Source organism: Desulfolutivibrio sp. (assembly GCF_036584575.1).
In the GTDB taxonomy this organism is placed as follows: domain Bacteria; phylum Desulfobacterota; class Desulfovibrionia; order Desulfovibrionales; family Desulfovibrionaceae; genus Desulfolutivibrio.
The window spans coordinates 26,528-41,123 of record NZ_JAZHDB010000219.1 but is presented as its reverse complement, the minus strand read 5'-3'; the positions used below and the strand labels follow the sequence as shown (position 1 = coordinate 41,123).

The 14,596-nt window shown below is 61.0% G+C and carries 13 protein-coding genes; 7 read left to right on the top strand and 6 right to left on the bottom strand.

Features of this window, described 5'->3' with window-relative positions; genetic code table 11:
• Positions 1 to 76 precede the first annotated feature (76 nt).
• Together V3572_RS16370 and V3572_RS16365 are read right to left on the bottom strand one after the other, a co-directional pair.
• Complete coding sequence (locus tag V3572_RS16370; RefSeq protein ID WP_332112100.1) at positions 77 to 1,096, bottom strand: sigma-54 interaction domain-containing protein; 1,020 nt, start codon at positions 1,094 to 1,096, stop codon at positions 77 to 79.
• 219 nt (positions 1,097 to 1,315) lie between these two features.
• Positions 1,316 to 1,702 (bottom strand): flagellar basal body rod C-terminal domain-containing protein, encoded by a 387-nt coding sequence (locus V3572_RS16365; protein ID WP_332112099.1) that lies wholly within the window; start codon positions 1,700 to 1,702, stop codon positions 1,316 to 1,318.
• Positions 1,703 to 2,027: 325 nt separating this feature from the next.
• Here V3572_RS16365 and V3572_RS16360 point away from each other — a divergent pair, with 325 nt between their 5' ends.
• From V3572_RS16360 to V3572_RS16330, 7 genes are all read left to right on the top strand, one after another.
• Positions 2,028 to 2,651: a hypothetical protein gene (locus V3572_RS16360; protein ID WP_332112098.1), complete on the top strand. Its 624-nt coding sequence runs from the start codon at positions 2,028 to 2,030 to the stop codon at positions 2,649 to 2,651.
• 89 nt (positions 2,652 to 2,740) lie between these two features.
• A complete protein-coding gene (locus V3572_RS16355; protein ID WP_332112097.1) occupies positions 2,741 to 3,868 on the top strand; it encodes an aminotransferase class I/II-fold pyridoxal phosphate-dependent enzyme in 1,128 nt (375 codons plus the stop codon).
• Positions 3,869 to 4,035: 167 nt separating this feature from the next.
• Positions 4,036 to 4,770, top strand: a complete 735-nt coding sequence (locus V3572_RS16350; RefSeq protein ID WP_332112096.1) for a basic amino acid ABC transporter substrate-binding protein — start codon at positions 4,036 to 4,038, stop codon at positions 4,768 to 4,770.
• 112 nt (positions 4,771 to 4,882) lie between these two features.
• Positions 4,883 to 5,692, top strand: a complete 810-nt coding sequence (locus V3572_RS16345) for an amino acid ABC transporter permease (protein WP_332112095.1) — start codon at positions 4,883 to 4,885, stop codon at positions 5,690 to 5,692.
• Positions 5,679 to 6,419, top strand: coding sequence for an amino acid ABC transporter ATP-binding protein (locus V3572_RS16340; RefSeq protein ID WP_332112094.1), 741 nt, complete (start codon positions 5,679 to 5,681; stop codon positions 6,417 to 6,419). Before V3572_RS16345 ends, V3572_RS16340 begins: the two co-directional genes overlap by 14 nt.
• Before the next feature lie 352 nt (positions 6,420 to 6,771).
• Complete coding sequence (locus V3572_RS16335) at positions 6,772 to 7,917, top strand: ABC transporter substrate-binding protein (RefSeq protein ID WP_332112093.1); 1,146 nt, start codon at positions 6,772 to 6,774, stop codon at positions 7,915 to 7,917.
• Positions 7,918 to 8,040: 123 nt separating this feature from the next.
• Positions 8,041 to 8,823: a bestrophin-like domain gene (locus V3572_RS16330; protein ID WP_332112092.1), complete on the top strand. Its 783-nt coding sequence runs from the start codon at positions 8,041 to 8,043 to the stop codon at positions 8,821 to 8,823.
• 196 nt (positions 8,824 to 9,019) lie between these two features.
• Here the strand turns inward: V3572_RS16330 and V3572_RS16325 are convergent, their stop codons facing one another.
• The 4 genes from V3572_RS16325 to V3572_RS16310 form a co-directional block, all read right to left on the bottom strand.
• On the bottom strand, positions 9,020 to 9,607 hold the full coding sequence (locus V3572_RS16325) for an O-methyltransferase (protein ID WP_332112091.1): 588 nt from the start codon (positions 9,605 to 9,607) through the stop codon (positions 9,020 to 9,022).
• A gap of 46 nt (positions 9,608 to 9,653) precedes the next feature.
• Positions 9,654 to 10,172 carry a helix-turn-helix domain-containing protein gene (locus tag V3572_RS16320; RefSeq protein ID WP_332112090.1) on the bottom strand — a complete coding sequence of 173 codons (519 nt, stop codon included), beginning with the start codon at positions 10,170 to 10,172 and terminating at the stop codon, positions 9,654 to 9,656.
• A 152-nt stretch (positions 10,173 to 10,324) separates the two neighbouring features.
• Positions 10,325 to 13,447 (bottom strand): efflux RND transporter permease subunit, encoded by a 3,123-nt coding sequence (locus V3572_RS16315; protein WP_332112089.1) that lies wholly within the window; start codon positions 13,445 to 13,447, stop codon positions 10,325 to 10,327.
• Complete coding sequence (locus V3572_RS16310) at positions 13,444 to 14,586, bottom strand: efflux RND transporter periplasmic adaptor subunit (RefSeq protein ID WP_332112101.1); 1,143 nt, start codon at positions 14,584 to 14,586, stop codon at positions 13,444 to 13,446. The genes V3572_RS16315 and V3572_RS16310 overlap by 4 nt, the downstream gene beginning before the upstream one ends.
• Positions 14,587 to 14,596: the final 10 nt, after the last annotated feature.

The window sequence follows — 14,596 nt, the reverse complement described above, 5'->3', positions numbered from 1 at the left end:
CCGCGCCGACCGCCACGCCGCCTGGGGCCATGCGCCTGCGCCGCCTGCACGGCAGGCCGGGAGAACCGCCCTGTCGTCAGTCGGCCGCCAGGTTCCGTTTTTTGAGCTTTTCGATGAGCGTGGTCCGCTTGATGCCCAGAATCTCGGCGGCCTGGTTCTTGACTCCCCCGGCCTCTTCCAGGGCCTCAAGCAAAAGGCGCTCCTCCACCTGATCCAGGAAATCCTTCAGCCCCAACGCCTTTTCCCGCAAATGTCCGATGTTGGGCCACACGAAGCCGTTTGCAGGCGCACAGGCCGCCGCCTGGGCTTCAGGCACGGCGATGCCGGCGGCGTCGAGTATCTTTTGCGGCAGATCCTCGGGGAGGATCTCGTCATGTTCGCAGAGAATGGACAGGCGCTCCATGAAGTTTTCCAGCTCACGGACGTTGCCCGGCCAGGGATATCTGAGGAAAAGCTCACGGGAACGGGATGGAAGGCCCATTTTCTTGCGCTGCTTCTGCTTGCAGAACCGGTTCAAAAAATGGTCGGCCAGAAGCAGGATGTCGTCGCCGCGTTCCCGAAGCGGCGGCAGATGCATGGGGATGACGTTTAAGCGATAAAACAGGTCTTCCCGGAAGCGTCCCGTCCGGACCTCCTCTTCCAGGTTGCGGTTGGTGGCGGCCACGATGCGCACATCGGCCTTCATGGTCTTGGCGCCGCCCACCCGCTCAAATTCTTTTTCCTGGAGCACACGCAGGATCTTCACCTGAAGGCTTAAGTCCATTTCCCCGATCTCGTCGAGAAAGATGGTGCCGCCGTCAGCCAGCTCGAAGCGGCCGGGACGGCTGCGGATGGCCGAGGTGAAGGCCCCCTTCTCGTGGCCGAAAAGCTCGGACTCCAGAAGTTCGCGGGGGATGGCCCCACAGTTGACCGGGACGAAGGGCTTGCCCTGGCGGCGGCTGTTTATGTGCAGGGCCCGCACCAACAGTTCCTTGCCCGTGCCGGACTCTCCGGTGACCAAAACCGTGCTGTCCGTGGGGGCCACCTTGCCCAGAATTCGGTAGACCTCATCCAACACCGGGCTTTTTCCCACGATGCCGCCCAGATTCAGTTCCATCCGCCCTCCTGGATCGTCGTGCCCCACTGTCCCGTGAGGCCCGTCCCATCCCTTGCCGCCACGGGACGCACACGGTCATACGCGACTGTAAGCGGCCGTCGCCCCCATGTCAATTTCCTGACGCAATTTCTGCGGCACACGGACAATTTACGCCAGCCACAACCCCGCCCAGCCGCATGGGGCCAATGCGCCGGGGGCAGACAGAATCCGGGAGGCGGATTACGCGATCATGTTCAGGATGGAGCCGACCAGTTCGTCCTGGGTGCGGATGGAGGCCAGGTTGGCGGAATAGGCGTTTTCGTCGTTGATCATGTGCACCATCTGGGTGGAGAGGTCCACATTGCTGCCCTCGACGGCCGTCCACTCCCCTTCGGTTCGGCCATCGGCGGTCTCCACGGGAAGTTCTTCATAGCGCACGGGACCGGGGGTCTGGTCCCGGCTGATCTCCTGCACGGCCACGCCGGTTCCGCCCTGGCCGGTCTCCAGGGTCACCCGGGCGGACTGATACCCGTCGGTATTGACGTTGGCCAAGTTGTTGGCCGTGGCCGCCTGGGACGTGGCGAAGGCCGAAAGGGCCTGCAGATTGGAGGAAATGCCGTTGATCATGGGCCGGGCCTCCTTGTGGAGGGGCTGTGCGCCGTGGGACTACGAAAGAAAAGCTCTTGACAGAGAATAAGACCTTTTGCCTCATCGTGCAAGCCGCGCATCGTCTGTGGTCACAGGAACGTCTGGGCGGCGCATGCTCCCCCCATGGCGGGAGTTCCTGCGGTGCGAAGCGGGAAGCGCGCCCCAAAACGGCAGCTTCCGAATGCACGGGCCGTGCGGGTTTTGCTTTTCGCCGAGGTTGGGTTAGACATGGAGCATGTCCGCATCCCGTCATCCGTCCCGGTCGGCCGGGCAGCCGCCGCGTTTTTGGCCAAAAGCCCCTGGCATGGCCGCAGTCCTGGCCGCAGTGGTCGTCCTGGCCGCCCTGGCCGCCTGCCGCGAACAGGAGCTGCCCCCGCCCGTGCGCAGCGCCAACATGGACTACGGCTTCAGCATCGTCCTGCCCCAGGGCTGGAAGACCTTCGAGGAAAAAACCCGCGACTGCCTGGCCTCCCTTGGGGCCACCGGCCCGGACGACGGCCTGGTCTACGTCTGCGTGCGGCGGCGCCCCCCGGACTTCGCCACCAGCCAGAGCGAGTTCGTCAACTGCGCACAGATCAAGACCTATGTGGAGGAGACGCTCCTGGGACGCCGCGTGGAGTGCCGCACCACCACGGTCCAGGGCCGCCAGGCCTACGAGGCCCTGTATCTGCGGGATGTAGCCGACGCCAAAGGGGCCGTGCGCAAGCAATTCGTCAACCAGACCTTTCTTCTCCGGGGCGACCTCCTCTACGCCGTGACCTCCTACGCCATGGGAACCACGGAGGCCAAGGCCCATGCCGCATTCAACGCCCATTCCGAGGTGGTCCTGCGTTCGGTCCTGACTTTTTTCCTGCACAACGGCCAGGGCAACGGCCAGAGCAACGGCCCGCCGCCGCAAAGTGATCGCGAACGGGCAAAAAGCCCTTGATCCCGGGGGCAAAGCCGGGTATCGGCCTCTGTCGCTGCGGGGGTTGCCCCCGTGTTGCAGCGAAGCCATCCCCTGCCTGGGAGTCTGCCATGAATCTGCCGCCCTTCGAACTGGAACGCTACTTTTCCGTCCATGAATTCACGGCCAAGCGCCTCATGTGCGTTTCGGACTGCCAGCCCCTGACCGTGGCCGAACTGCTGTCGCTCTCCGACGGCGCGGCCGAGGCCTTCGCCGCCCTGCCCATGGGCTATGCCGACTCCCGGGGCGGCCCCACCCTGCGTCGGGCCATATGCCCGCTCTACGCCTCCGTGACCCCGGACGATCTGTTGGTGCATGTGGGGGCCGAAGAGGCCATTTTCACCTTTTTCAGCGCCATCATCTCCCCCGGCGACAGGGTGATCGTCCAGACCCCCTGCTACCGTTCCCTGCGCGACGTGCCCGCCGCCCTGGGGGCCTGTGTGCTGGAGTGGCCGGGACATCAGGAAAACGGCTGGATACCGGACCTGGATTTCCTGAAAACGGCCCTTATGGAAAAAACCCGGGCTGTGGTCGTCAACTTTCCCCACAACCCCACCGGGGCCCTACCCGACCAGGACGCCTTCCGGGAGATCGTGCGGCTGTGCGACGCCGCCGGGGCCCTGCTTTTTTCCGACGAGGTGTACCGCTTCCTGGAATACGACCCGGCCGACCGCCTGCCCGCCGCCTGCGACCTCTCGGAATCCGCCGTGTCGCTTGGGGTCATGTCCAAGTCCTTCGGGTTGGCCGGACTTCGGGTGGGCTGGGTGGCCAGCAAAAACGCCCAGGTGCTTTCGGGCATGGCCCGGATCAAGGACTACACCAGCATCTGCGGCTCTCCGGCCACGGAATTTTTGGCCGCCCTGGCCCTGTCCCATCGGGAGGACGTGCTGTCCCGAACCCGCGCCATCACCCTGGACAACCTGGCGGCAGCCAGGGAGTTCATGGCCCGCCGGGAGGATCGTTTCGTCTGGTCCGCACCCAAGGCCGGCCCCATCGCCTTCCCGCGTCTGGCGGACGGCGGCGATGCGGCGGCATTCGCCAAGCGTCTGCTCGACGCCACCGGGGCCCTGCTTCTGCCCGGCCGGGTCTACGGCCCGTACGCCTCCCATTTCCGCCTGGGCTTTGGCCGGGCGGGATTCATCGAGGGGTTGGCGGTCTTGGACGCCTTCCTTGACGACACCGCGTCGCCCGGTTCGTGAAAAAGCCACACATCTTGGAGGACCTACGGATTGTATTGATTTTTTTACTTGTTTTTTTGCCACGATTCGGACAAATATTTCTGATTTCGTAAAGAAACGGATTTTTCCGGCATAGCCCGGCAGGCCGTACCGATCCCGCAACCCCCCAACCGCAAGGAGAAAGTCGCATGTTCAAACGGACCCTGCTCACCGTGATGGCCCTCGTGCTGCTGACCGGCACGGCCCTGGCCAAAGATATCGTGTTCGCCACGGACGCCACCTGGCCGCCCATGGAATTCGTCGGTCCCGACAAGGCCATCACCGGCTTCGCCGTCGACTATATGAAGGCCGCCGGCAAGGAAGCCGGATTCACCCCGGTGTTCAAGGCCGTGGCCTGGGACGGCATTTTCGCCGGTCTCGACGCCGGGAACTACGACGCCATCTGCTCCTCCGTGTCCATCACCGACGAGCGCAAAAACGCCATGGACTTCTCCATCCCGTATTTCAAGGTCCGCCAGGCCCTGGTGGTCCCCAAGGACAGCAAGGTCAAGAACATCGAGGAGATGAAGGGCAAGACCCTGGGCGCCCAGATCAGCACCACCGGCCATTTCGCCATCAAGAAGGTTGAGGGCATCAAGGACAAGTCCTATGACGAAGTCGGCCTGGCCTTCGAGGATCTGTTCAACGGCCGCATCGACGGCGTGGTGTGTGACGATCCCGTCGCCGCCCAGTACGCCCTGCAAAACGACAAGTACAAAAACGCCCTGAAGATCGCCACGATCATCGAGGCCGGCGACGAGTTCTACGGCATCGCCATGAAAAAGGGGAACAAGGAAGTGCTCGACCTGGTGAACACGGGCATCAAGGCCGTCCAGGACAAGGGCATCGACAAGGAACTCCAGAAGAAGTGGATCGGCCAGTAAACATACCGGCCGCATGGGCGCGCCGCCTTCCATGGGGAGCGGCGCGCCTTCTCATGTGATTCGCCAGACGCGCCGCGCCTCCCTCGCCGCGCGACCAAAAAAGACGTGCGACATGAACGAAGACAAGAAACGATCGCAAGACATAAAACCCGTCGTCATCGAAGTCGGCGACGGCGCGGCCATCCCCTCCCGGGGCGACCGGGGGCTGGTGTCGGCCTGGAAGCTGTCCTTTTTCTTCGCCGTGGCCACCCTGGCCTATCTGCTCATCTTCCAGCCCACCCCCTATATACGGCTCATCAAATTTCTGCCCGACGGCATCCTGGTCACCTTCCAGGTCACCATCTTCTCCATCCTTTTGGCCATCGTCATCGGGCTTCTGACGGGGCTTGGGCGCATCTCGCGAAACAAGGCCATCAACCTCGTGGCCTCCACCTATGTGGAGATCGTGCGCGGCGTACCGCTTCTGGTCCAACTCTTTTACATCTATTACGCCCTGGGCCAGTTCGTGAAGGTGCCGGACATGGTGGCCGCCGTGGTGGCCATGAGCTTCTGCTACGGGGCCTACATGGGCGAGGTGTTCCGGGCGGGCATCCTGTCCATCTCCCACGGCCAGACCGAGGCCGCCCGCTCCCTGGGCTTCAACCGCTGGCAGACCATGTATTACGTGATCCTGCCCCAGGCCTGGCGGACCATTCTGCCGCCGGTGGGCAACGAATTCATCGCGCTTTTAAAGGACACCTCCCTGGTCTCCATCCTGGCCGTCTCCGACCTTCTGCGCCGGGGACGGGAATTCGCCTCGGAGAGCTTTTTGTACTTTGAGACCTACACCCTGGTGGCCCTCATCTATCTCATCATCACCCTGATCCTCTCCAAACTGGTGAGCATCATGGAAGAGAGGCTTTCACGCCATGTCACCCGCTAACCCCATCATCCGCGTCGAAAACGTCAGCAAGCATTTCGACACGGTGGCGGCCCTGTCCGAGGTGGACCTTTTCATCGAACCCGGAGAAAAGGTGGTCATCATCGGCCCCAGCGGCTCGGGCAAGTCCACCCTGCTTCGGACCATCAACCGCCTGGAAAGCATCACCGCCGGTTCCATCGTGGTGGACGGGTTCGACCTGTATTCGCCAAGCGTGGACATCAACAAGGTGCGCATGGAAGTGGGCATGGTCTTCCAGAGCTTCAACCTCTTCCCGCACATGACCGTGCTGCGCAATCTGACCATCGCGCCCCAAAAGCTCAAAAAAATGTCCATGCCCGAGGCCGAGGCCATGGCCCGAAGGCTGCTTGAGAAGGTGGGCATCCCGGACAAGGCCGACGTGTTCCCGGTGAAGCTCTCGGGCGGCCAGCAGCAGCGGGTGGCCATCGCCCGGGCCCTGGCCATGAGCCCCAAGATCATGCTTTTCGACGAACCCACCTCGGCGCTCGATCCGGAGATGATCGGCGAGGTCTTGGACGTCATGGCCGCCCTGGCCCGGGAGGGCATGACCATGGTGGTGGTGACCCACGAAATGGGGTTCGCCCGGGAGGTGGCCGACCGGATCATCTTCATGGACGGCGGCCGCATCGTGGAGGAGGCCCCGCCCGCCAAGTTCTTCACGGCGCCCGAGCATCCGCGCACGCAAAAATTCCTGGAGCAGATTCTCTGATCGGCCCGGGACGCTTCAACGTCCCGTCTGCACCGCACGCATCCCCCCTTCCGGTTCGCCGGGAGGGGGTTTTGTTTTCGAAGATCCGAGGTGCGACGACATCATGGCCGTGCCCCCGGGGCCTTCCCGTACGACATTCGCGGCGCAGGCCAAGCCGGTCGCAGTCAGGCGCCAAGGCAGTTCCGCGCGGAACATCCATCTGAAATCCCAGGCAGGATGACGCTGCAATCGACATACGGATATTTCCGAACCGCTGCACCGCAGGCGCCACAAGGATATTTCCGATCCCCGGGCCGTATGTTAAAGGGCGGCGGAGAACATGTCCCCGCAATGCCGCTTCAAGGAGAGCCTCATGCACATCGCGCGTATCCCGCTTCTGGCCTGCGCCTTCTGTCTCATCGCCAACTGTACCGTGGCGGCCGCGCCGCTTAAGATCGCCGCCCTGTACAACACGACCGGCGGCATGAGCTCCATCGACACCCCGGGCCTGCGCGGCGCGAAGCTGGCCGCCAAGCATCTAAACGCCCAGGGCGGCGTCGGCGGCAGGCCCATTGAGCTTATGGCCTTCGACACCGCCACCGACCCGCAGGCGGCGGCCCAAGCGGCCCATAAGGCCCTGGCCGAGGGCGTGGCCGTGGGCATCGGCTACGGCGACACGAATTACGTCCTGGCCGCTGCGCCGCCGTTTATGGAAAAAGGCGTGCCCTTCATCACCTCCGGGGCAACGCACCCGGACCTGCCCCAACGGCTGGGCGCGAATTTCTTCATGGTCCCCTTCGGCGACGACGACCAGGCCCACGCCATCGCCGACTATGCCCGGCAGGATTTGCAGGTGAAGCGGGTCGCCGTGTGGACCGACGCCTCCATGGATTTCACCACGGCGCTTTCCCGCTATTTTCAGGAACGCTTCCGGGCCAAGGGCGGCGAGGTGGTCCTGGCGGACGAATTCAAAGCCGGGGATCGGGACTTCTCGGCCCTGGTGGGGTGCCTGCAAAAGGCCGAACCAAAACCCGACGCGGTGTTCGTGGCCGCCGTACCGGACGAGGCCGGGGTGATCGTGAAGCAGATTCGCCAAGCCGGTCTGACGCTGCCCATCCTGTCCGGCGACGGCTTCGACACCGAGCTTGTGGCCTCCGTGCCAGGGCCGGAATTGGCCAACGGCGTGTATTTCTCCACCCACACCTTTCGCGGCGACGCCCGTCCCAAGGTGCAACGGTTCATCGCCGACTACCGGGCCGAATACGGCGTGGCGCCGGAGAGCGCCTTTGCGGCCCTGGGCTACGACGCGGTGATGCTTGTGGCCGACGCCTCCCGCCGGGCTGGAAAAGGCGACACGCAGACCTTGCGTCAGGCCCTTCGCGGCACGCGGCATTTCGAGGGCGTGACCGGCAAAATCGATTACAGCCGCAAAAGCGGCGTGCCCAAAAAGGCCGTGTCGATCATCGGGGTTACGGGCGGGGCGTATACGGTCAAAGAGGTGTGGTGGCCGGGGAAATAACGATTGTGTGGCCGGGATGGGCGTCACCTGACAGGTAGGCCAAAAAAACGTGGCCATGCCGTCCTTTTGTGCATGGAGACCGGCGCCGGGGAAAGACGTGTATTGCGGGAAGGATGACACGCCATGATCGATTACCTTATTGTATTCAGCTTCATTGCATGCATAAGCATTGCGGTGCCCACAATCCTTATCGCCTTAAAGCATCGTTCCGCAAAAGTTGCTGACGAAAAAGTGGCAGGAACCGTAAGTGGAACCATATTCTCCTTATTTGGCTCCATTTATGCTTTTTTCATCGGATTTTGTATCGTTACGCTTTGGAGCACGTTTAACACCTCCAAAGAAAATGTCGCCGAGGAAGCCAATTCCTTGCTCGTCGCCAACTATATTTCCCGCAATTTCAACGATTCGAGCGGATTTAGAAGCGCCATAGCCGCCTACATGGAAAGCGTCACCCATGACGAGTGGCTGTCCATGGATAAAGACAAAGCCATGTCCGACAAAACGAAGCAATGTTTTGACCGGATATGGGATGCGTTTCGAGCCTTAAAACCTGGAGATAAGGAAGACAATTCGATATATGCCGAACTCGGCACGACACTCATGCTTTCGTCAAAGTTGCGCGCGGCGCGGGCATTGTCCTTGTCCGGGAATCTCTATCCGCCGGTATGGATCATCATGCTCATCGGATTTCTCGGGATCTGCGTGGAGCTGCATGCCAATGGCGCGAAAAGGAACATGAAGAAATTTTTTGTGGAATCCATTGTCGTCTTTACAATTCTCTCATGCATGTATTTTATTTTTGACATCAACACCCCCTTTTCCGGATCGGTCAACATTTCACCCCAGGCGTTCGTTTCGGCCCTGGAGCGTATCGAGGAATCGGCGCCGTTGGCTGGGGCGAAGTAACTTGCCCTTGTTCCTGGCAGGTACGGCAATCATGGAGACCGTCACTGACACACTGGGGGGAGTGCCTGGGAAGTAGCATGCCGCGGCTGGATGCGGTCTGAAAGGCAAAGGCGTCGGGTGATAACCGTCACCGTACATGTTGACTCTGCACATTCGAGCTTTTTTCTGTTTTTGCTTATTATGTACTTGTGCGCATTCACCTATTATAACAAGAAAAATCTACACCAATATCTCCATGCGAAATAACAAAAAAACCATACCCATCTACAATTGATATATTTTCAACACGCAGTCTGTTTTCACACACAAAATCAAGTACTTTTTTATATCTCCGCATGAAACATAAATTATGAAGCACAATGACGTATCCAGGAGACATCTTTTGCAAAGCAGCTTGAACGAAGGGAAGAACATTTACGGGAAGATCAGGAAATAAAAAATCGAACCCACCGGAAAGATCACTCGTTACCTTCAAGGCATTCCCTGTAATGCATTCTGCTGTTTTCTCCAAACCAGATTTCTGTAGATTAAGACGACATAGGGCAGATTTGGCGGAACTTTTTTCTATGGTTATCAAGCGGCCCCCTTGTTTTTCCAAACCAAGGCCGATGCATATCGCCGAGTAACCATTTGCTGATCCTATTTCCAATGCCCTATGACGGCATGTCGTTTCAACAAGCCACGCAAGAAACATCCCATCAGCACGGGGTATATTGTCGTACTTCTTTCTTGAACGCCCTATCGACGGGAGCAAATCTTCCTCAATATACAATTTATTCAACATGGTATAGACATCCTTTTAACGTATTCATGTCTTCAAAATATTCACACTAGACAATTGCATGATGAATTAACAAGATATCTGCCTCTTCGACAACAGCATATTCGTGTTCATGGATTGCCTTAAATCTCAGAGCTGCACCCGGTCCCAGTTCGTGTGATTGTCCCGCAACGGTCACCTTGACTCTCCCTGAAAGGACCAAGCACACCTCGGATGTATTTTCATGTTTTTTCGGGTCGGATTGTTTTCTGGCGCCAGCCTCGGCTCGCAAATGATAGATTTCGAAATTTGGAAACACGAGATGAATTCCCTCAAACCGGTCTTCATGAAACGGCCTGGCAGCAGCTTCATCGCATTGTGCAGTCTCGGCAATCCGGATCAACTCGCTCGAGGTGAGTTGAAACACGGTACTGAGCGCTTCAATTGTATCTATCGTCGGGTTGCTGTTTCGACTTTCGATCTTTGCGATCGTCCCTCGTGTCAGCCCAGCCTGCCTGGCCAGTTCGTCGGAAGTGATCCCTTTCTTTTTACGAAGATTTCGAATCACCGAAAAATCAAACTTCCCCATCACCACGCCTCCTTTCCAATTTGACCCTGATGTATTTTATAATAATCATTATGTCAAATAAAAAATACATTATGACTCCCTCCTGAAAAATCAAGCCCCCCGGACGCGACCACGTCCGGGGGGCTTGATTTTTCGTCAGACCGCTTGGAAGCTTATCCCGCCGTCACCGGCGCGTCCTTCGCCCTCACCCGGGCCTTGCGGCCGAAAAGCCGCCCCAGCCACGACTGGAACCTATCCAGGTAGATGTAATAGACCGGCGTGAAATAGAGCGTCAAAAGCTGCGACACCACAAGCCCGCCCACCACCGCCAGGCCCAGGGGCCGCCTGGCCTCGGCCCCGGCCCCCATGCCCAGGGCAATGGGCAACGTGCCCATCAGCGCCGCCATGGTGGTCATCATGATCGGCCGAAACCGCACCAGCGCGCCCTCGAAAATGGCCTGGGCCGGATCGAGCTTTCCGGCCCGCTGGGCCTCAAGGGCGAAGTCGATCATCATGATGGCGTTTTTCTTGACGATGCCAATCAGCATGATGATGCCCACGAACCCGTAGATATTTAAGTCCTGCCCGAACACGTAGAGCGTCAAAAGCGCCCCCACCCCCGCCGACGGCAGCCCCGACAGGATGGTGAAGGGATGGATGAAGCTCTCGTACAGGATGCCCAACACGATGTAGATGACCACGATGGCCATGGCCAAAAGCAGCCACAACCCCGAAAACGAACTCTGGAAGGCCTGGGCCTCGCCCTGAAACGCAGTGCTGATGCCGTCGGGCAACGTCTCCCGGGCCAGATCCTCCACCGCCGAAACCGCGTCGCCCAACGACACCCCGGGGCGCAGGTTAAACGACAGGGTCACGGACGGCAACTGTCCGGAATGGTTGACGGAAAGCGGCCCGGCCGCAACCGCCCAACTGGCCAGGGTGTCCATGGTCACCAGCTTCCCGTCCTTGGAGCGCACGTAAAGAAGCGCCAAGGCGTCGGGATTGGCCTGATATTTCGGATCAAGCTCCACCATGACCTTGTAGGTGCTGTTGGAGGCGTAGATGGTGGACACCTCACGGTTGCCGTAGGCCGTGGCCAGGGCGTCCTCGATCTGGTAGGCGGAAATGCCAAGCGACGAAGCCTTGTCCCGGTCGATGGTCACATTGAGCTGGGGGTTTTTGATCTCCAGGTCGCTGTTGACGTCCTGGAGCATGGGAAGCCCGCGCAACCGCTCCTCCAGAACCGAGCCCTCGCGGTACAACTCTTCGATGTTGGGGCTTTGCAGGGTGAGCTGGTATTGGCCCTTGGTGGCCATGCCGCCCACCCGGATGGGCGGCGGGTTCTGCAGAAAAACCCGCACCCCCGGCACCTGGGACAGCTTGCCGCGCAGGCGCTGCATGACCTCGTTGGCGTGATCCGGGCGCTCGTCCCGGGGCTTGAGGCGGATCATCAGCCGTCCGGTGTTGCCTGCGGAGTTGGGACCGCCGGCCCCCACCACGGACATGAAGGCCTGCACGGACGGATCCTTCGAGATCACGTCCATGAGCTTTTTCTGGTGTCCGACCATGGCCTCAATGGCGATGCCCTGCTCCCCTTCCACCACGGCCTGGATGCCGCCGTTGTCTTCGCTGGGCACGAAGCCCTTGGGGACGATGCGAAACAAATAGACCGAGGCCCCCACCAGCAGAAAAGAAAAGAGCAGCACCGGCAGCTTGTGGTTGATGGTGGCCCGCAAGGTTTTTTCATAGACACGTCGCATGCCTTCGAAGAAATTCTCCATGAACTGGTAGAATCGGCCGTGCCTTTGTCCATGGGCATGGGGCTTGAGCATGAGCTTGCACAGCATGGGGGTCAGCGTCAGGGACACGAATCCCGAGATCAGGATGGCGGCGGAGATGGTCACCGCGAATTCGTGGAACAGCCGCCCCACCACGCCGCCCATGAACAACACCGGCAGAAACACCGCCGCAAGCGAAATGGTCATGGACACGATGGTGAAAAAGATTTCCTTGGACCCGTCCATGGCCGCAGCAAGCGGGGTCTTGCCCTGCTCCATGTGGCGCACGATGTTTTCCAGCATGACGATGGCGTCGTCCACCACGAACCCCACGGCCAGGGTCAGGGCCATGAGCGAGATGTTATTTAAGCTGAACCCCATCTGGTACATGACCGCAAAGGCGCCCACCACGGACATGGGCAGGGCCAGACTGGGGATGATCGTGGCCGTAAGGTTTCGCAGAAACAGGAAGATGACCATGATGACCAGGGCCACGGTGAGCATCAGGGTGAACTTCACCTCGCCCACGGAATCCTTGATGGAGTCCGAGCGGTCGAAAAGGATGTCCAGGTTGACCGCCGCCGGGAGCTGGGAGCGAAACTCGGGCAACAGATCCTTGACGGCCTGGGCCACGCCCACGGTGTTGGTGCCGGGCTGGCGCTGGATGGCCAGGACCATGGCCGGGGTGAAATTGTACCAGTTGGCCCGGCGCGGCTGCTCCACGCTGTCGAAGACCTTGGCCACCTCGTTTAAGCGCACGGGCGCCCCGTTTCTCCAGGCCACCACCAAGGGGCCATAGGCCTCGGCGTTCATGAGCTTGCCGCTGGAATGCACGGTGTATTCGCGTTGGGGACCGGCCACGGTGCCCACGGGCAGGTTCACGTTGCCGCTTTTGATGGCCGAATTCACCTCGTCCACCCCGATCTGCCGCGAGGCCAGGGCCTCGGGATCAAGCTGGATGCGCACGGCGTACTTTCGCGACCCGTAGACCATGACCTGGGCCACGCCGTTGACCATGGAGATGCGCTGGGCCATCAGCGTCTCGGCGTATTCGTTGACGTCGGACAGCCTCAGCGTGGGCGAGGAGATGGCCAGGTACAGGATGGGCTGATCGGCCGGGTTGACCTTGCGGTAGGTGGGCGGCGTGGTCATGTCCGACGGCAGTTGGCGCGTGGCGGCGGTGATGGCCGCCTGCACGTCCTGGGCCGCCGCGTCGATATCCCGCTCGAGAGAGAACTGCAGGGTGATGCGGGTGGCCCCCAGGCTGTTGGCCGAGGTCATGGAGTCGATGCCCGCGATGGTGGAAAATTCCTTCTCCAGGGGCGTGGCCACGGCCGAGGCCATGGTCTCGGGGTTGGCCCCGGCCAGGTTGGCCGAGACCTGGATGGTGGGGAAGTCCACGTTGGGCAGATCGCTGACGGGCAGCCGGTTGTAGGCCATGATCCCGAACAGCAAAAGCCCCAGCATGATCAGGGTGGTGGTCACCGGGCGGTTGATGAAAAGGGCCGAAGGATTCATTTGGAGCCTTCCTTGCCGGGCGTCTCGGCGACCTTGGCGACGCCCGGCCCGGCCCCTGCCTCCTTGGCCGCCCCGGCGCCGCCCTTGGCCTCCACCGCAGCCCCCGGGGTCAACCGCAACTGCCCGTCCGTGACCACGACCTCGCCGTCGGCCACGCCCTCGTTCAGCACGGTCTCTCCGCCCACAATGCCGTAAATCTTCAGATCGCGCGGTTCCACGGTATTGTCGGGTTTGACCACATACAGGTACGGGCCGCGCAGCCCCTCCTGCACGGCGGGCGTCGGCACCACCACCCCCTGGCGCTGGTCAAGGGCGATCGTCACCCGCACGAACTGCCCGGGCCACAGGGCGGCGTCGGCGTTGGTGAAGCTGGCCTTGAGCCGGATGGACCCGGTGGTGGTGTCCACGGTGTTGTTTAAAGCCGAAAGCACCCCGGTCTCCGCCGCCAGCTCCCCGTCCACCTGGGCCGTGACCGTGACCGGCCCGGTCTTCATGCGGGCCATGATCCCGGGCAGATAGCGTTCGGGAACGGAAAACGAGACGTAGATGGGCCGGATGCGGTTGATGACCACCAACACGCGGTCATCGTTGGCCTTGATGACGTTGCCTTTGTGCAATAAAATCGCCCCCACCCGGCCGGTGATGGGGGAGCGTACATGGGCGTATTCCAGGTCGAGCTTGGCCCGGTCGCGCTCGGCCTCGCTGACCTTGATGGTGCCGCGCAGGGTCCGGGCCTGGGCCAGGGTGTGGTCGTAGGACTCCTTGGAAATGACGTCTTTTTCCTTGAGCCGGGCGTAGCGCTCGAGATCCTCCTCGGCATTCTGCAACAGGGCGCGATCCCGCTCGATCTTGGCCTCGGCCTCGGCCAGGGACAGTTCGAAGGGGCGCGGATCGATGAGAAACAGCTTGTCGCCCTCGGCCACGTCCTGGCCGTCGACAACGTATTGCTCCATGATCAGTCCGCCCACCTGGGTCTTGACCGCCACCGAGGCCATGGACTCCACATTGCCCACGGCCTGGATGTTCACGGGGACGGTTTTTTTCACGGCCGTGGCCACGGCCACCGGGACGGCCCGGGCGGCCTTCGGCCCGGCGGCCTTGTCCCCGCCGTTACAGGACCACGCGGCAAGGGCAAGCATCGCCACGAAC